We start from the raw sequence: 16,973 nt of genomic DNA on the forward strand, positions 1-16,973 counted from the left end.
GGATGAGCAACCTTCCAGAAAGCACAAAAGTTACTCAACACCCATTTCAATACAGCTTAAAACAAACTTTTCTAATTTTATAAATTTTTAAAAAATCTATTAAGTTTCCTTTACATACAAATAAGCGCTCGCTCTTGATATACCTAAATGTTGAGCAACTGTCTCTACAGCCTTTTTAATTTCTAATAAGCCATTATTCTTTAATTCATGTATTAATTGTTTTCTCTCATTGAGTTTTAACATACGTGGTGTAGTTGCATGTTTTGAGGCAAATTGATCAATATATTTTCGGATTGCTTCAGTCCCATTTGGTTCCAAGTTTTCAATAATGTTATCCGTTTCAATTTTAGTAAAATGCTCTAAAGCGCTTTGCATCCCTCTAAATAGGGTTAAGTCAATATTCATACATAAAGCGGCCACATACTGGCCCTCTTCATCTTTAATACCAATAGACGTGCTTTTTGCGGGACGCCCATCCGCAAACTGGTTTGCATAGTTTGAAATAAGATTTGGAAATTCTGGAGACATGATTCTCGCCAGCCCTAACTCGGTTGCTGGATCTCCTACTTTTCGGCCAGATAAGTTATTGTGTATGGAAAGTATGGCATGCTCAGGATTTGTTAAGTCATGGACGACAACTTCACAAAAAGGAGATAGCGTTTCACTTAACCCCTTTGCGATTGTATCTAGCTGTGTGAGTAAATGTTTATCACGATTTCCCAATTTATTTCCTCCTAATGACTTACTTACTATTTCAAACCCTAGAGTAAAGTATGCAAATAGCAATTTAGACTTTTTATCTAATTTTAAACTTAATGTAAATCAAAATCTTATATCTCATTGTTATCGCATTAGAAAATAAAATTAGACATTTTATCTAAATATATATATTTTATCTAAACAAGGTCAATATATTGTGTATTCCTTAAGCAATACGAAATCTTGCACCCAAACACATTGAATAGAATTAGGTTTAATTATGAAAAATTTAACCCTTCCCACTTATGAAGATGTCGCAGCCGCTGCTGAACGCATAAAAGAGTTTGTAAATAAAACCCCTGTTTTAACTTCACGTACTGTTAACAATGAATTTGGAGCAGAAGTATTCTTTAAATGTGAAAATTTTCAGCGTGTTGGCGCTTTCAAATTTCGTGGTGCAATGAATGCACTTTTACAATTTAGTGAAGCTCAAAAAAAAGCGGGTGTGGTCACTTTCTCTTCGGGAAATCATGCGCAATCTATTGCGCTGTCATCAAAGATTCTTGGTATTCCAGCCATAATCGTTATGCCGCAAGATGCACCTGCCGCAAAAATGGCAGCAACGCGTGAATACGGCGCCGCTATTGTTGAATACGACCGTTATACAGAAAGTCGGGAACAAATTGGAAAAGAAATAGCTGAAAAAAATGGCCTGACACTCATTCCATCTTATGACCATCCTCATGTAATTGCAGGTCAAGGAACGGTTGCCAAAGAGCTATTTGAAGAAGTAGGTGAATTAGATTACCTGTTTGTATGTTTAGGGGGCGGTGGTTTATTGGCAGGTTCTGCCCTGTCTGCTCGCCAGCTCTCTCCGAACTGTAAAATATATGGTGTTGAACCTGCCCTAGGAAATGATGGACAAATGTCTTTTAGAAAAGGAGAAATTGTTCAGATTGATATACCTAAAACAATTGCCGATGGTGCTCAACTTCAAAGTGTAGGCAAATTAACATTTCCTATTATTCAGAAGAATGTAGATGACATTTTGACAGTAGAAGACGAAGAACTCATTAGCTGTATGAAGTTCTTTGCTGAAAGAATGAAAATGGTGGTTGAACCGACAGGATGTCTCGGATTTGCTGCTGCACGTAATTTAAAGCATGAGTTAAAAGGCAAACGTATAGGCATCATTATTAGTGGTGGCAATGTCGATATTTCTAAATATGTAGAGTTTTTATCTGCTTAATAAAAGTTAGTGCCTATCTATGAGTTCAGTTAATACGTCATAGATAGGCATTACATGCTACTCGTCTCTCGACGTGTTCGTGTCTTAATTTAAATAAACTTTTGGAGATGGTGATGAGATTTATTTCTGAGTCTGAATCTTCTGCTCTTATCAATCATGAACTCGCTTATGATGCAATTTACCAAGCTTTAATTGCTGCAACTCAACCAGATACTAAAAGTTTTCCTGTGGTTCATGGTCAAGCATCTGATACAAAAAATACGTTTAGTGTTAAATCATCTGCTACTCAGCACTTAGCTGGTCTTAAAGTCGGTTCTTTTTGGGAAGATAATCCTAAACATGGTTTACCTCGGCATAACGCACTCATTTTATTATTTAATCAAGCCAATGGAAAAATGGCGGCAGCTATCGAAGCAGGCAAAGTTAATGCATTTCGTACAGCAGCTTCTAATGCTGTTGCTACCCATATATTGGCAAGAAAAGATTCAAAAATATTAGCCATATTTGGTACAGGAAATCAGGCCAAATATGAGTGTGAGGCTTTAGTAAGAATTAGAAATCTCGAACAAATTTTGATAGTGGGACGCAACCAAAGTAAAGCTGAACAAATGGCAGAAGACCTCAAACCATTAGGGGTTAAGCTTCAAATTATGAGTGCAAAAGAAGCCTGTGAACACGCTGATATTATTGTGACCGCAACCTCCTCCCACACTCCGCTTTTTAAAGCGGAATGGGTCAAAGCTGGCACTCATATTTCATCTATGGGTTCAGATAAACAAGGCAAGCAAGAACTTCCACCAAAGTTATTTTCACATAGCGGTTTATTTTGTGACCTGAATGTCCAATCTAAACTCATTGGTGAGTTTCAACATGCACCTGAGTCTGCAACTTTAATCAATATAGGTGATGTGCTTCTAGCAAACGCTCAAGGTAGACAGTCTCAGGAACAAATCACAGTTTATGATAGTTCAGGGTTATCGATCCAAGATTTATATATCGCCCAAAAAATTTTAGAAATTTCTTAATATTTATTAATTAACTGCATCATTCAGGTTGATGCAGTTAAATTAAAAACGTGTTTATTTTTATGCCACTTTACCAAACTCTTTTTTCAAACATAAATTAATCTTGAGTAAAAACTTTAGCAAAAGACGCGATATATTGCTCAGCCTTAGCATCATAATTTTGAAAACCCGCATCAAATACCCATTTTTCAATTTCAGATTTTTTGACTAATTTTTGCAAATAAAGCTGATGATGTTTGTCTAATTCTTCTCTTAAACTTCTTAGCATCAGTTCATTTAAACCAGTGGGAGGATTCAGACCTGTATCTAAAAGACTCGGTGCAAATGCCACACTTTTGAGCTCCAATTGATGCGCTGTTCTTACAACACTTTTTATCGCAGTCTCGATTCGCTCTAACGTGAAATCTTCTGGCGCTCCCATGCCTATAAGCAGAACTTTAGTTGCCTGTATGGTTGAAGGCGTTTGATTTATTAAAAGAGAGTCATTGAGTTTCGCACTAAACCAGTTATTTTTCCGTATTTCACATAGTCTGCCATTTAGAGCATCATTTAAATGTGCCAACCCGCCCGAAAAAGAACTTTTATTCATTTCATGTTCAAAAATACAAGCACAGGAAAGCTCAACCTCGGCCGTGGTACAGTCCCAAGTCACGATTTCAATGTTTAAATTTTGATAGTGACCAATTTTAGTTTGCATCAGATCTGTGTTCATATTTTACCACCCATATTTAAGTTCAAGTCCTAGATAATTTGCATCCTTCCCACCAGCCCTCTTAATGGTATCTCCAACCTCAAAGTGAACCCCTTCGGCAGCCACAGACAGATTCGAATTTATTTTTTGGTCTGCTCTAAGTTGAATATATGCACCCGTCCAGCTTGAACCTTGCCCTGCTGTGTTCGCCATGCTGTTATTGCCTTGGAAATAAACTGCATCATTGGTGGTTTCACGCCACTGAAGACCGATTGCACTTAATAGGGTGAGTTTATCTGAAGGCTTAAGTGTCAGAGAGGTTTTTATATGAATAATATTGCTGTAGCCACTGTAACCCGCCAAAGTAAAATATGACCCGTTTGCAAAGAGCTGGTTAAAGGTATTGAGTTGATTATCATTGGCGTTTTTATCGCCTGTGGCAATATCAAACTGGACACCTAAACGCGGAGACCATGACTGTTCAGCAAAAGTGTATCCTGTAATGCTACTAAGCCCCCATGCCTGAATAGATTGCGCTCCAATCCTTCCATGCTGAAGCATCCCCTCAACATCCCAGTCAATATTATTCTTTTTACCCATATGACGAAAATCGTATAAGTCTCGAACTTCATTACCCTTCACGCTTGGAAATGAAGCATTATCCCGTTCATAACGCGAGTAGTAACCCGATAACTCACCTCCCCACACATTTTGCTTATCTACGCGAAAACCGCTAAAACTTAAATTGCTTTTTGAGTGGTCATTAAAAGTTGAATCTTTTTCAATCTGAACAGGTCTTGTGAGATAACCTAAAACTCTCCATTCACCATATTCATAACCCGACCAGATTCCATCAAAAGCTTGCCGCACATTCGGACCTTCGCGATTTGAAATAAAACGCTGTAAGTCAAAAGCCATCTCTTGGCGGCCTACCCTAAATTTAAAAGTTCCATTATTTAGAGGACTTACCCACGCAATAAAAGCTTGTTCTACATCTAGTCTATTTTGATCTGTACTACTAATATTCTTTTTATCAAACGCGCGTGCATCACTTAGCTGAGTAAATAATTGTAAATGATCGCCAATACGTGCATCGGCATGAACTTGTAGCCGTTGAATTAAATAGCTGTCTGCTGGATTATTTCCACTGCCAAATCTCGCATTATTATTGATTTCAAAACGTTCACGAATATTTGCCCCTAATGACAAATAATTATGATCCCCAAAAGGAATATATTTAAAATCATCCCCTATTTTCTTTGGTACACACGGATTTTTTAAAACATCCCAATTTTCTTGCCAACGATTCGTTGAAATCTTTGGACGAGTTGGACATGCATTTGTATTTGAAACTTCTTTTTCTGCATGAGCAAATTCATAAAAAAATAAACTACCCGTCATTAATAAACTCATTTTAATTATTTTAAGGTAAGTTTCTGAGCACTTAATTCGATATTTTCTATCAACAGAAATATGCTGGGCCATATTGGTATCCGTGGTAATAAGTAGGTCATTGCAGAGACTTAGTCTTTTACACTCACATTGCCCCTAGACAATATGAGTGTTGGTTTCTATCAATAATTAAGGCAATAAATTACTTTATAGATGCATGAATTTCGGCAATATAACCACCAGGGAACTGTACCATCGCTGCCTCACGTCCCTCTGATTTATAGGCATTGACCAGAACTGTCGCACCAGCTTTTGTCGCTTTATCTAAAGTGTCGGATAAGTTTTTGACTTCATAACCCGTCATATCGTGCCCATATGGATAAGGAAGATGTCCATCAGTTACGAAAACAGCCATTTTGCCGAAATCAGATTCAATGCGAATACGTCTATAAGTTTCATTTGGACGTCCAATTTCCACACCAGCCGCCTTCGGATTATCTGAAACTACTTTGCCATGAGAGAAATTGACGAACTTTTTAACAAAAGAGTCAGCACTCTGTTTTGAAATATAAATACGATTTTCTGGAACAGTTTCTAATTTGTTATAGCTAGGTTTAGTGGTGTGCCAATAAAGCTGCATATTCACGCCACCTGGCCACTGGATGACCGCATCACGCCCGATCGGATCAGGAAATGCATCAACAATCACATCTGCACCGTTGGCTTTAGCAGACTGTATGGCTGCATCCATATCTTTCACTAAGTAACCTGTTCTTTCCAAACCAAAAGGATATGGAATTGGGGTTTTAAAACCAAATACAGACACTGTGCCAACTGGGGTCAATACAAGCTGAGACATGGTCTGGCTTGGGGTTGGAGTCACCTGAAAAACACCTTGTTTTGATTTGGTGCCCCCAAATGTTGCGACCAAGCTATCGGTAAATTTATCAAAGTCTTCGGGGTTAACATACACATGTGTTGTATCGTATTGAGCAGCTACACCCGGTGCTTCAGTTTTTATACTCGTTGTTGTTTTGGCTAAAACTTGAGGAACAAAGGCAACATTGGTGCCCACTAACATTGTGCTTAAAAGTAAAGCTGATAATGATTTACGCATAAAACGCTCCTGTTTAAATTGGATGCTATCGCTTATTGTTACTTCGTTTGTTGATTAGAAAGGATGGTCACAATAACTAGAGCAGCGATGAGACCAAGGTGTTCAAAGAAGCTATTAAACGTGCTGAAAAATGTTGGGCCTGTATGATTCCAAAAATCGTTTGCAACAAGCATCGCCACGGCAGTCAGACAGCCCAATGCGCCCGCGCCTAACCACATAAAGCGATTAAAAATCACAGAAAATGAACCTGCAATTTCAATAAAAATCGCTGTAGCAGCCCAAAGCCAAGCAGGTTGTAAACCAAAGCTCGCTTGTTCCGCTACAGCCATAGGAAACGCTATTAACTTGTTAATACCACCCACTAAATAGGCCGAAACTAAAGCAAGTCTTAAAACTGGCAGTAACCAAGGAGTTGATAAAATTCGTCTTACCCACTGCGGGTTATTATTGATTAAGTAGCTCATCTATTTATCTCAACTATATTCAATATTTTTAATACTTGAACGTCTGGTTACTTGAGCATTAATAAAATTGAAAATTAAATATAAACCTACAACTTAAAAACAAGTACAAATAGTTACTTTTAAATCTTTAAATTTTAAAATTATTATTTTAAATGAAATATTTTTAATAATTATCTCTTTTATTAATCATTAAGCACACCTACCGAAGAAGACTGCTTATATGAAATCAAAAATAAACGTAAATCACTAGATCCCTATTTAAATACAAACTGTATTCTCTAAGGATACAATGATTGCTTAACTAAAAAATCCTAATATAGTTTAGCAAAACACCAATTTGCCTCGTTAAAGTTCAATGGATAAACTAGACTGTATTAATACTTTCATCAGTGTTGTAGAAAATGGAAATTTTAGTAATGCGTCTCGAAATTTAGGTATTACTAGAGATCAAGTCTCAAAAAGAATATTCCATTTAGAAAGCCTATTTAGTACCTCTTTATTTGTTAGAAACACAAGAAAAATGGATCTAACTCTCTCAGGTGAAAAGTTTTATCAACGATGCAAAGTGATTACCAAAGAACTAGAGTTGGCTGCTAATGATTTCATGTATGATCAAAAATACCCCGAAGGTATCTTAAAAATTAATGTGCCGCATGTTTTTATCCAAATGGGTTTTTCAGATATTATTTCCAATTTTTTAATACAATATCCAAATATAGAAATTGAACTTATATTTTCGGACAATTTGAGCGATATTAATGAACATAAATTTGATTTAATTCTAAAAATCAAAGAGGACATCAAAGAAGATCACTTTTTTATTTTAAATGCATGTAAAATAAATTTCTATGCAACAACCAAATACTTAGAAAAACATGGCAAACCCAAAAATCCAGAAGATCTAAAAAAACATAATATTTTATTATATTCAAAAGAAGATTTAAGAAACAATTTGATTAAATCAACACCGCAGTTAATCTGCAACAACATCGATATACTTTTAGATTTCTGTAAAAACAATCAAGGTATTTTATTTGCACCTGATTTTTTAGTAAAAAAATATGAAGAGAGTCACACTATTGTCAATTGTTCAGATAATCTGTTTTCTTCTCAAGTTTATTTTTACGCTACTACACCTTACAACGAAAAAATTCCAAAAAAGGTACAGCTTTTTTTAAACTCACTAAAAGAAAATTTCTCGAACTATCATTAAAGGCGCTCAATGAAAGAGCACCATATATACAATGATACTAAAATTGATCTCATTAATGAGTTTCTATAAAGCGATAAAAAGGCCCTAAATTAGTATAATTTAGGGCCTTTTTAAATCATATAACCCATTAAATATAATGTAGTTTTTATGAATTGCAAGTTAACCCTATCAAAAAACAATCTAGCATCCTTTCCCTCTCGTCAGGCTTATTCGAATCTAAAAGCTGAATAATTGCGCCTTCAATCATATATACAAATAGTTTGGCATCTTGAAAGGAAGCATTTGTTTTTAGCAATCTAAGCTGACTATAGATTTCATTGGTGAGCCACGTTCGATACCTCACAGCGGTTGTATAGGCTTTTGGATAGGTCAGTTTCGTTTCAAAAATTGCCTTAAATAATAAGTAATACAGCCCTTCTAAATCGGTGTGTAAGAAATAGAGTTGCTTCAGTTTATCCATTACGCTCGTATGATTGAGGTTCTCAGCAATTGAAATTACCTTTTCTTTCAATCGCTCTTTTTGCACGATCAAACAGATTTCAATAAACCGCTCTTTAGAGTGAAAGTAGTTATAAAACGTCATTTTTGCCACTGCTGTTTCTCTCATAATTCTGTCGATTCCAACGGTATGAAATCCGTGATGGTGAAACAAATGAATTGATGTATTAACAACTTCTATGGCACGCGTTGGGAGAATTAAATTTGGCATAGTTTTACCCTTATAAGTTAAATTTTTGTTGTATGTAAAAGAGATATAAAAAGCCTGTACCTTTTCTGGGAGAAAAAAGGCACAGCAAAGCCTATAAAGACTGTGCTTGGCACATCTCAAGTTTTATTGTTGATGCTAAGTTTTTGAGCCGTAATGACTTAAGGCCTGAAAACCCTAAAGGTTATCAAGCTGTTCAAAGATGATTTAAGTTGTGTCGTTATAGCTTTTGGCAAAGGCTGCCAAGAAATAATGGATGTGCAAAGCCAACTCCTTTTTATAGGGAGTTCTGCCAGACATTTATAGAATTATGGTGGCAGAACGGAAGAAGGTTGACAGACTAGCATGAACTCAGACTAGCACACCCGAGGGTGTCCCTCTCCCGTCCTACCGCTACGGGAAAGGGACGAGTAGTCACCACACAAAGTTATACCTCAGAAAGAATAACTCTGATGCGGAAGTTCATGAGCAGTCTGTCAAAACTGCCTGGCAATGTGGCCAGCAGGCAAAGAATAGTGCCCAACTCTGTTGCAGTCAAGCACACAAAATGACATTTGTTTTAAATTAGATCATTAACAAAGTAAGGCTAAATAATAAATAAGTGATTGTTTAAGTGGGGTTTATAAAGGAGGAATATTTTAGAGGTCACATACTTTTTTCTAAAAAATAGACAGATCTGTATATTTTTCTTTGCTATCATTCGCCCAATTCATGAAAATAACAAGGAATAATAATTTGGCTACACCCTATATAACCATAGGTTGCCCGACTACAGGCGGCGGCAAAGTAATTAGCGGAAACTCATTATTTCTAATTGATGGGAAAGCTGTAGCTTGCACAGGTGATAAAGCCACCTGCCCTACGCATAAATTAGTAGCCACTATTGTATCGGGTGATCCGTGCATGAATATTTTTGGCAAAATGGCGGCGCGTGTTGGTGACTCCCTGTCCTGTGGCTGTAAGCTACTTCCGCAACAAAATTTAGTTGTTCAGGATAATGGCGGTGGTGCTGGATCATCTGCAAAATCGAGTTCGGCACCAATGGCTCAAAGTCAGCAACAAACTATAGACAGCTTTGTTAAAGATGAGTACGAAAATTATTATATTGATAATACGAAGACCGAGATTGTCGAATTTAAAAACTTTCTATTGCCGTATGACCAAGATAAAGCAAGTATATTTGGTATTGCGATGCAAGCGATGTCAGGGGCTTGTTCTTTTGAAGTGTCATATAAAATTCAAAAAAGAAATCTTTTTATAACAGCTACTCTTTTTCCACCTTCGTTAAAAGCAGATGCACAAATCTTTACAAGCGGCACAGTACGACTGTTTAAGAATAAACAACCAATCTGTAGCCCTATCGCTCTAAAAGTTGGTAAAGGTTTCTGGAACACAGAAAATGATAGACATCCTGTCGGGAGTTGTAACATTACGCTACCTGCCCCCGATTTAGAGGTTATAACCGTTGAGCTTCAACTAAGTTTTGAGGGCAAGTTTGACAATGGTAAAGTGGTTCCGAATCCAGCCTATAAAACCCATACATTCACAATAACCTCGGCATCAAGACGTAAAGCATGAAGAACATTTTATTACTTTCCATTATTTGTACTGCGGCACTTACTAGCGCTTGTGGTAACGCTACAGACTCAGCAAAAGATGTAAAAAAAGAGCCCCAACAGAAAGTGGTCAAGAAGGTTTCTGCCGAAGATCAGAAAATCATTGATAAATATGAAAGCTACTTTAAATACTACCGTGAAGGTAACTTTGAAGAATTTCAAAAAAAGATGAAAGAAGTATTGCCAGAAGTTAGCAAAATCTCGGATAAAAACAAACGCGAATTTATGCAGATGAATATCTACATGACGTTGCAAGATTATGATAAAGCTCTTGCATTAAATGCTAATCAAATTAAAGAACATCCCGATAATCCTGCTTTATATATCTCTAAGTGCCAGATTTTTACGTTGCAGCAAAAAGATAAGCAAGTAATTTCTCAATGCTTTGACAAGGCAGCGGAAGTTTTAAAAGTAGAGCTAGATAAGCCAGAAAACAAGACAAATCCTGATTATAAGCAGGGCGAGTTTACATACCTACTTGCTAAGTACAAAGCTGGTCATCTGGAATATAAGCAAAAAATACAAAAGTACATTGCAGATACTAAAGATGAAAAATTAAAGGCGTCTTTTACGACAATTTATAATGTAGAAGTTGAAAACTAGATTAAAAAAGCCCTGATTATTCAGGGCTTTCGATGTAAAAAACAGACAATACAATAGAGATCCTAATAATGTTAGCAAACAGAACTTATATTAAATTTATCTGCACCCCTCTGTTTATGCTTTTCATGAATGGTTGTGCAAACACACAAGTTAAAAATTATAGAGAAGATGTTATTAATTCAACCCGTGGCGCAGTAAATATGCTGATTATGGATCAACCAGTCTATAAAAATGCTATAGCATCCGAAAAGAATAAAGTTACAAATGCTTTGCTGTATACCACTTTAACGAAAGCAGGTTTTTTAAGCGAGCTTGAAAAAGAAATTGGAAATAACTTTGTAATTGAAGAAAGCCTTTCCTTAGCTCAACTAAATAAACTTTGTTGGACAACTAAGTTTCTTCAGCATTACAAAAAAGACTTATCCCCTCAGTCTCAAGTTGATTATCAGAAAGTTTATGCTTGGGTGGATGCCAAGCAATCAACATGGTTAAAAAAACTAAATGAGGGATATACTAAAGATGAACTCGGTGAAGACGATTGTCGAAAGTGAGTAATAAAAAAGCCCTAATTATTTAGGGCTTTTTAAAATAATTTCCCTCAAATCCAAATGCTTCTTACTAAGCTCTCTTTTATATTAACTTCGGCTTCAAAATATAAATCATGAATAGAAAATTAATCAGTACTATTGTTCTCATTTCTGTATTTGGAGTTACTGCTTGTAGCAAAGCATCAAATTCCACTAAAGACAGTACAAAAACACCACAAGAAAATATGGTTCAGAAGGTTTCTGCCGAAGATCAAAAAATCATTGATAAACATAATGAGTATGTTGAAAAATACTCTATGGCAGATATAAAAGTCTTACAGAAGCACATGCGGGAAATACTTCCCGAGGTCGATAAAATCACGGACAAGCGTAAACGTGAACTACTTCAAATGAATATTTATATGATTTTGAATGACTATGACAAGGCACACGCATTAAATGATAAGCAACTTACAGACAGACCAAATGATACAGCAAGGCTTACATTTAGATGCCAATTACTAACACTGCAAAAGAAAGAAGCTACTTTGATTAATAAGTGCTATGACAATGTAGCAGGTGTTCTAAAAGTCGAACTAGACAAACCAGAAAACAAAACAGACCCAAACTACAAACTAGGCGAGTTCTCATACTTATTTGCGAAATACAAGGGAGGTCATCCCGAGTACAAGCAAAAAATGCAAATGTACATTGCCGATACTAAAGATGAAAAATTAAAGGCTTCATTGAAAAGAATGTATGATTTAGAAATTGAAAACTAAATTAAAAAGCCCTGATAATTTGGGGCTTTTTAAATAATGAAAACAAAAGGCTTAAATCTTCTAGATTTAAGCCTTTAAAAAGCCTCTTATTTCCGCATATATAAAATCAATCAAGGCATCCCTAAATCTCTACTTGACTCCCCATTTCCACCACTCGGTTAGATGGTATCTGGAAGAAATCACTAGCAGGACTCGTATTAAGTTGCATAGAAATGAATAGTTTTTCACGCCATGGAACAATACCATCACCTACGGTATAAATTACACGTTCACGTGATACAAAAAAACTCGTGTCCATAATGTTATATGGTTGATTCAACTTAGTTAAAGCCTGCTCTAATGCTTGAGGTGCATTTGGCTGCTCTTTAAATCCATAATAAGCAGCGACACATAAAAAATGCTCATCTAATACTTCAACATCAATACGTTCTGATTCATCTACATATGGAATGTCACGAGTATTCATGGTGATCAAAATATTACGTTCATGAAGTATTTTATTATGTTTTAAATTATGTAATAAAGCATGAGGAACAACTTTTGGACTACTTGTCATAAATACAGCCGTTCCACTCACCATATAAACACTAGACTGCAAGCTCTGAATAAATAAATCTAATGGCAAAGTGTCACTTTGCAACTTGCTCAGTAGCAATTCACGTCCACGGCGCCATGTTGTCATAATTATAAAAGTGATTGCACCCATCATTAATGGGAACCAACCACCATCTACAATTTTTAGTGAAGTTGAAGCAATAAAGAGGAGATCTGGAATTAGCAAAGGTATCGCAATTAATAACATGACCCACGAAGGCCATTTCCATAAGTGATACATGATGAAAGCAACTAGAATAGTGTCACAAAACATAGTCAAAGTTACTGCAATTCCATAAGCAGAGCCTAGACTAGCACTAGATTGAAACATAAGTACTAAACTAATAATCATACCAAGCAACATCCAGTTCAATGCTGGTATATAAATCTGACCAATTTCAGATTCAGAAGTATGATCAATAGCAAAACGTGGTAAATAACCTAATTGGATAGCTTGACGTGCCATAGAAAATACACCTGAAATAACTGCCTGAGAGGCAATTACTGTCGCAGCAGTTGCTAAAGCAATCATAGGATATAATGCTATTTTAGGTACCATCATGAAAAAAGTATTATCGATGGCCTGCGGGTTTTGCAGAATCAATGCCCCTTGTCCAGCATAGTTTAATACCAAGCATGGTAACGCAACAAAAAACCAAGCCAATTGAATTGGCTTACGACCAAAATGGCCCATATCCGCATATAACGCCTCTCCACCTGTAATCGTCAATACAACTGCTCCCATAACTACAAATGCAGTCACAGGGTTATTTTCAATGAAAGGAAGAGCCCAATACGGATTAAGCATATTCAAGATAAAAGGGTTCTTGATAATGTGAGATAGGCCAATAAAACCTATTGAGAAAAACCAGAGTAGCATGATAGGTCCAAAAAAACGGCCTACTGATCCAGTTCCCTTTTTCTGAATCATAAATAATCCAATTAGAATCACAATCGTAATTGGTATCACATACGGTGTAAAAATTGGGGTTGCTACGGACAATCCCTCTACTGCTGACAATACTGAAATGGCTGGGGTAATAATGCCATCACCGAAAAATAATGAAGCACCAAACAAACCAATTGTAATTAATCCAAAGCGTACTTTAGGCCCAATTTGCTTATTGTGCATGTTAAGAGCTAATAATGCTAAGATGCCACCCTCACCATGATTATCAGCACGCATAATTAACATACTAAATTTCAAGGAAACCACGATCATCAGTGCCCAAAAAATCAATGATAAAATGCCTAGAACATTCGCCTCATTTATAGGAACATTATGTGATGTATGAAAACATTGGGTAAAAGCGTAAAGCGGGCTAGTACCAATATCCCCAAAAACTACACCTAAAGCACCCAATGTCATTGCTGACATTTTTTGACGACCAATCTCATGTGAACTCATCCATATCTCCTTGATATGAAAATATTATTCTTATATAGAAGCACTAACACCTATAGCTCACTATCATTGATCAAAATATAAAAATCAAGAGCATTAATAATCAATAAGATATTACTCCCTATGATAAGGGGGACCATAAGCACAAAAATTAGTCTATCCCCATAGTATTTGAATTCAGAATACTTCTATCAACTTTACCTCTCCTACTTATGAGGTAGATAGCTATGCCACATGAACGATGTATATAAGAGTGTAATGTATTAGCTATTTTATTGGTTTCATTCTGATCATCAGTGGTGTTTACCTAATACTAATATTTGCTCCAAAGAAAAAATATATCTATTCAAATATCGTTATATAAAGCAATAAAAAAGCCCTAAACCATTAGAGTTTAGGGCTTTTTCAGTCATATAAAACTATTTGAGTTTATATGACTTTAATGTCTTGTTAGGTATATCTAACGAATAAGTTATTGTTAATTTTGGGTTTATAAAAGTGGGGTTTGGGGGATAGAAATGCGGTAGTGTGGCTTTCACCACCTACACTTTATTATTAAATTCTTAGAAGAACTCTATCCTGCCGCGTTAAATGTACTGCATTGATACATTAATTTATTTTATCAATTTTAAAAATTTTATCACTTAAAGTACTTTGGAAAAACATTTCGAAACTCGGACGTATGTCTTCGCCTTCAACTGTAATGTACTTTAAATTAGAAAAACATTGAGTATTAGCAAAATAATTATCTACGGTTGCCTGAATGGCATATTTAATTCCGAACTGGTCTTTAACACTGATATTTTGTTTAAGCATTACGATATCCTAATAAAATTATGGCAGAAATAATGGATCTACCTAAATATCCAATAGCAAATTGATTTTTTAACAAACCTTATCATTTAATTTAAATAGTTGATTTATAGAGGCATAAAAGGTACGCCCATCTAAATTTAAATCAACTTCAATTCCAGAGGAAAGAAGAACTCTTTTCCCAACTTCAACAGTTTTAAAACCTTCACGTGTATTTTGTATTCTATTTAGAGGAATTAAAGACACTAGAATTTCTGTACCATTTTTAGATTTTGCAATTAAATCATTTATTTTTAACAATTTATATCCTAAATTAAAACTTACTTATAATCTTAAAAAACTTTAAAATTAATTTAAAACCAAATAAAAGCACCCATTAGTGCTTTTATTTATTAGTGCTTATAATTATTTATAGAGCAACAATATTTACAGCATTTGGGCCTTTTTGGCCTTGTGTAACACTGAATTCAACACGTTGACCTTCAGCAAGAGTTTTGAAACCCGAGCTAGTGATTTCGCTAAAATGAGCAAAAACGTCTGGTCCTGATTCTGGTTGGATAAAACCGAAACCTTTAGCTTCGTTAAACCACTTAACAGTACCTTTCATGATATTTGAATTAGACATAATAAATCCTATTTTTTTTAAATTTAAACCAGTTTATTGGTTATGAGTAACATCGAAATAATAAAGAATGGAGCTTAAAATCTAAAAAAAACGAAGGATTATGACTAATACTGCGGTACTTAGAGAAGATTTACCAAACATGACTTTTTCTAGTTATGTTCATTGTATACGAAAAATAAAATTAATCAAGTTTTCTAATATATATATTTATTTTATTTATAAAAAGCTGATGTTCTGGATTCTGAGTGCTTATCAATAAGTTGTGCTCAAAACTTAATAAGTACCACCCTACACAATCAATAACTACTTGGACATTTATTCTTATTTCATCTGAATATTTTTTTCTGTTTTCGGGTTTAATGAGACTACATAACACCGTGGAACTTTGATTATTTATTGACCGTATAACATGAAAATCACTAAAAAGCCGTTCCAGTGCACTAAACCTAGAACGAATTTTACTAAAGTATTGATACTTAAAGAAAAATTTAAAGTATTAAGTATAACGTGTATTATGTTAATACTTCTAATTAGCTTTGAAACTATATCCAAAATTTATGTCATCTAGATCTGTCTCATCAGTAAATAAAATTCCTAATAAATATTTAAATCTTTCATATCTATCAAAAATAGTTGGAATTCCCCAATCTTCATCTAGTGTATATAATTCATGTTCTTTAAAAATAGAAAAATTATCCCAATCAGGAACAATCATTAATTGCGTGATCCTCATAACACCCCATAAAATATTTCGAGGAATCGTTGTATTCTTTGGATAATGAAAATTGATACTTAATAAATCCTTTTCTAATTTCCAGTATTCAAGATCAGACCAAACACCGTCATCGAGCCACAAACCTATAAATGAATTAGGGTCATATATCTCTTCACCTAAAAAAGTTATATTTCTATTAAAATTTTCAAACACAGTATTCAATCTCCAATTCTATTCATATTTACATCATATGTGCCATTTCGTGTAGCTTTACTATTTAACATAATGGCGCTTATACGAAATTGAGTTGTTATTCCCATTTAAAGTGTCCAAGTTAGATACGACTCTCTGTTCGTTTGTGAAATTTGGTGTCCATTAGAATAAGAATATTCACGCATTTATATAAACACGCTCATAAATTTAATACTTATACTACATCAGATCTAAGTCGCAGAATTGTCGCAGCTCTGCCTACATATTTGGCATTTTTGGAGCTTTTTCCCAATTTTACATTAGAAATTCAATAAGAAACAGGCATAAAAAAAGACCTACAAGCCGCTGATTCGCTTATAAGTCTTTGATAAATCTTGGTAGGTATATCCAATACCAAACAAAATCACAAGATACTGATAATTAAATATTTAAAAAATTATACAATATTAATGATACAAGTCATGATACAAAAATATTCCTACTGTCTTTGCTGTAGCTTTATATCAATACCTATTTTCCCACTC

General features: G+C 35.0%; 19 protein-coding genes. 7 read left to right on the forward strand and 12 right to left on the reverse strand.

The window, feature by feature from the left end; translation table 11 throughout:
* Window positions 1-99: 99 nt before the first annotated feature.
* Window positions 100-723 (reverse strand): transcriptional regulator, encoded by a 624-nt coding sequence (locus tag I5515_RS02505; RefSeq protein ID WP_199964586.1) that lies wholly within the window; start codon window positions 721-723, stop codon window positions 100-102.
* Window positions 724-979: 256 nt separating this feature from the next.
* Between I5515_RS02505 and I5515_RS02510 the strand changes: the two genes are divergently transcribed.
* Together I5515_RS02510 and I5515_RS02515 are read left to right on the forward strand one after the other, a co-directional pair.
* Window positions 980-1,948 (forward strand): threo-3-hydroxy-L-aspartate ammonia-lyase, encoded by a 969-nt coding sequence (locus I5515_RS02510; protein WP_199964587.1) that lies wholly within the window; start codon window positions 980-982, stop codon window positions 1,946-1,948.
* 113 nt (window positions 1,949-2,061) lie between these two features.
* Window positions 2,062-2,973, forward strand: a complete 912-nt coding sequence (locus I5515_RS02515; protein WP_199964588.1) for an ornithine cyclodeaminase family protein — start codon at window positions 2,062-2,064, stop codon at window positions 2,971-2,973.
* A 97-nt stretch (window positions 2,974-3,070) separates the two neighbouring features.
* Here I5515_RS02515 and I5515_RS02520 read toward each other — a convergent pair whose 3' ends face one another.
* The 4 genes from I5515_RS02520 to I5515_RS02535 form a co-directional block, all read right to left on the reverse strand.
* Window positions 3,071-3,685: a M17 family peptidase N-terminal domain-containing protein gene (locus I5515_RS02520; RefSeq protein ID WP_199964589.1), complete on the reverse strand. Its 615-nt coding sequence runs from the start codon at window positions 3,683-3,685 to the stop codon at window positions 3,071-3,073.
* A 3-nt stretch (window positions 3,686-3,688) separates the two neighbouring features.
* Window positions 3,689-5,149, reverse strand: coding sequence for an alginate export family protein (locus I5515_RS02525; RefSeq protein ID WP_199964590.1), 1,461 nt, complete (start codon window positions 5,147-5,149; stop codon window positions 3,689-3,691).
* A 109-nt stretch (window positions 5,150-5,258) separates the two neighbouring features.
* Window positions 5,259-6,173 (reverse strand): glyoxalase, encoded by a 915-nt coding sequence (locus I5515_RS02530; RefSeq protein WP_199964591.1) that lies wholly within the window; start codon window positions 6,171-6,173, stop codon window positions 5,259-5,261.
* A 38-nt stretch (window positions 6,174-6,211) separates the two neighbouring features.
* Window positions 6,212-6,637: a DoxX family protein gene (locus I5515_RS02535; RefSeq protein WP_199964592.1), complete on the reverse strand. Its 426-nt coding sequence runs from the start codon at window positions 6,635-6,637 to the stop codon at window positions 6,212-6,214.
* Window positions 6,638-6,992: 355 nt separating this feature from the next.
* Between I5515_RS02535 and I5515_RS02540 the strand changes: the two genes are divergently transcribed.
* Window positions 6,993-7,850 carry a LysR family transcriptional regulator gene (locus tag I5515_RS02540; protein ID WP_199964593.1) on the forward strand — a complete coding sequence of 286 codons (858 nt, stop codon included), beginning with the start codon at window positions 6,993-6,995 and terminating at the stop codon, window positions 7,848-7,850.
* A 145-nt stretch (window positions 7,851-7,995) separates the two neighbouring features.
* Here the strand turns inward: I5515_RS02540 and I5515_RS02545 are convergent, their stop codons facing one another.
* Window positions 7,996-8,559, reverse strand: coding sequence for a TetR/AcrR family transcriptional regulator (locus I5515_RS02545; RefSeq protein WP_199964594.1), 564 nt, complete (start codon window positions 8,557-8,559; stop codon window positions 7,996-7,998).
* Between the two features lie 732 nt (window positions 8,560-9,291).
* Here I5515_RS02545 and I5515_RS02550 point away from each other — a divergent pair.
* The 4 genes from I5515_RS02550 to I5515_RS02565 all read left to right on the forward strand — a co-directional run bounded on the left by I5515_RS02550 (window position 9,292) and on the right by I5515_RS02565 (window position 12,084).
* Complete coding sequence (locus I5515_RS02550; RefSeq protein WP_199964595.1) at window positions 9,292-10,134, forward strand: PAAR domain-containing protein; 843 nt, start codon at window positions 9,292-9,294, stop codon at window positions 10,132-10,134.
* The gene (locus I5515_RS02555; protein ID WP_199964596.1) at window positions 10,131-10,775 is read left to right on the forward strand and encodes a tetratricopeptide repeat protein; all 645 of its coding nucleotides are present in this window, start codon (window positions 10,131-10,133) and stop codon (window positions 10,773-10,775) included. The genes I5515_RS02550 and I5515_RS02555 overlap by 4 nt, the downstream gene beginning before the upstream one ends.
* 68 nt (window positions 10,776-10,843) lie before the next feature.
* Window positions 10,844-11,326 (forward strand): hypothetical protein, encoded by a 483-nt coding sequence (locus I5515_RS02560; protein ID WP_199964597.1) that lies wholly within the window; start codon window positions 10,844-10,846, stop codon window positions 11,324-11,326.
* Window positions 11,327-11,436: 110 nt separating this feature from the next.
* Window positions 11,437-12,084 (forward strand): hypothetical protein, encoded by a 648-nt coding sequence (locus I5515_RS02565; protein ID WP_199964598.1) that lies wholly within the window; start codon window positions 11,437-11,439, stop codon window positions 12,082-12,084.
* 121 nt (window positions 12,085-12,205) lie between these two features.
* Here I5515_RS02565 and I5515_RS02570 read toward each other — a convergent pair whose 3' ends face one another.
* The 6 genes from I5515_RS02570 to I5515_RS17660 all read right to left on the reverse strand — a co-directional run bounded on the left by I5515_RS02570 (window position 12,206) and on the right by I5515_RS17660 (window position 16,556).
* Window positions 12,206-14,086 carry a potassium transporter Kup gene (locus I5515_RS02570; protein ID WP_199964599.1) on the reverse strand — a complete coding sequence of 627 codons (1,881 nt, stop codon included), beginning with the start codon at window positions 14,084-14,086 and terminating at the stop codon, window positions 12,206-12,208.
* A 606-nt stretch (window positions 14,087-14,692) separates the two neighbouring features.
* Window positions 14,693-14,899 (reverse strand): hypothetical protein, encoded by a 207-nt coding sequence (locus tag I5515_RS02575; protein WP_199964600.1) that lies wholly within the window; start codon window positions 14,897-14,899, stop codon window positions 14,693-14,695.
* Between the two features lie 69 nt (window positions 14,900-14,968).
* Entirely contained in the window at window positions 14,969-15,196 is a 228-nt protein-coding gene (locus I5515_RS02580) for a hypothetical protein (RefSeq protein WP_199964601.1), read from the reverse strand.
* A 109-nt stretch (window positions 15,197-15,305) separates the two neighbouring features.
* Window positions 15,306-15,521 carry a cold-shock protein gene (locus I5515_RS02585; RefSeq protein ID WP_107882791.1) on the reverse strand — a complete coding sequence of 72 codons (216 nt, stop codon included), beginning with the start codon at window positions 15,519-15,521 and terminating at the stop codon, window positions 15,306-15,308.
* 526 nt (window positions 15,522-16,047) lie between these two features.
* Window positions 16,048-16,449 (reverse strand): Imm41 family immunity protein, encoded by a 402-nt coding sequence (locus I5515_RS02590; protein WP_199964602.1) that lies wholly within the window; start codon window positions 16,447-16,449, stop codon window positions 16,048-16,050.
* A 5-nt stretch (window positions 16,450-16,454) separates the two neighbouring features.
* On the reverse strand, window positions 16,455-16,556 hold the full coding sequence (locus tag I5515_RS17660) for a toxin C-terminal domain-containing protein (RefSeq protein WP_199964603.1): 102 nt from the start codon (window positions 16,554-16,556) through the stop codon (window positions 16,455-16,457).
* Window positions 16,557-16,973 lie beyond the last annotated feature (417 nt).

This window comes from Acinetobacter calcoaceticus, assembly GCF_016508255.1.
Taxonomy (GTDB): Bacteria; Pseudomonadota; Gammaproteobacteria; order Pseudomonadales; family Moraxellaceae; genus Acinetobacter; species Acinetobacter calcoaceticus_E.

What these genes read in the sequence shown, in the direction of transcription:
- I5515_RS02535 (WP_199964592.1), bottom strand. Translation starts at nt 6,637, where the DNA reads ATGAGCTACTTAATCAATAATAACCCGCAGTGGGTAAGACGAATTTTA.
- I5515_RS02520 (WP_199964589.1), bottom strand. Translation starts at nt 3,685, where the DNA reads ATGAACACAGATCTGATGCAAACTAAAATTGGTCACTATCAAAATTTA.
- I5515_RS02565 (WP_199964598.1), top strand. Translation starts at nt 11,437, where the DNA reads ATGAATAGAAAATTAATCAGTACTATTGTTCTCATTTCTGTATTTGGA.
- I5515_RS02515 (WP_199964588.1), top strand. Translation starts at nt 2,062, where the DNA reads ATGAGATTTATTTCTGAGTCTGAATCTTCTGCTCTTATCAATCATGAA.
- I5515_RS02540 (WP_199964593.1), top strand. Translation starts at nt 6,993, where the DNA reads ATGGATAAACTAGACTGTATTAATACTTTCATCAGTGTTGTAGAAAAT.
- I5515_RS02525 (WP_199964590.1), bottom strand. Translation starts at nt 5,149, where the DNA reads ATGGCCCAGCATATTTCTGTTGATAGAAAATATCGAATTAAGTGCTCA.
- I5515_RS02510 (WP_199964587.1), top strand. Translation starts at nt 980, where the DNA reads ATGAAAAATTTAACCCTTCCCACTTATGAAGATGTCGCAGCCGCTGCT.
- I5515_RS02575 (WP_199964600.1), bottom strand. Translation starts at nt 14,899, where the DNA reads ATGCTTAAACAAAATATCAGTGTTAAAGACCAGTTCGGAATTAAATAT.
- I5515_RS17660 (WP_199964603.1), bottom strand. Translation starts at nt 16,556, where the DNA reads ATGGGAATAACAACTCAATTTCGTATAAGCGCCATTATGTTAAATAGT.
- I5515_RS02530 (WP_199964591.1), bottom strand. Translation starts at nt 6,173, where the DNA reads ATGCGTAAATCATTATCAGCTTTACTTTTAAGCACAATGTTAGTGGGC.
- I5515_RS02545 (WP_199964594.1), bottom strand. Translation starts at nt 8,559, where the DNA reads ATGCCAAATTTAATTCTCCCAACGCGTGCCATAGAAGTTGTTAATACA.
- I5515_RS02560 (WP_199964597.1), top strand. Translation starts at nt 10,844, where the DNA reads ATGTTAGCAAACAGAACTTATATTAAATTTATCTGCACCCCTCTGTTT.
- I5515_RS02555 (WP_199964596.1), top strand. Translation starts at nt 10,131, where the DNA reads ATGAAGAACATTTTATTACTTTCCATTATTTGTACTGCGGCACTTACT.
- I5515_RS02570 (WP_199964599.1), bottom strand. Translation starts at nt 14,086, where the DNA reads ATGAGTTCACATGAGATTGGTCGTCAAAAAATGTCAGCAATGACATTG.
- I5515_RS02585 (WP_107882791.1), bottom strand. Translation starts at nt 15,521, where the DNA reads ATGTCTAATTCAAATATCATGAAAGGTACTGTTAAGTGGTTTAACGAA.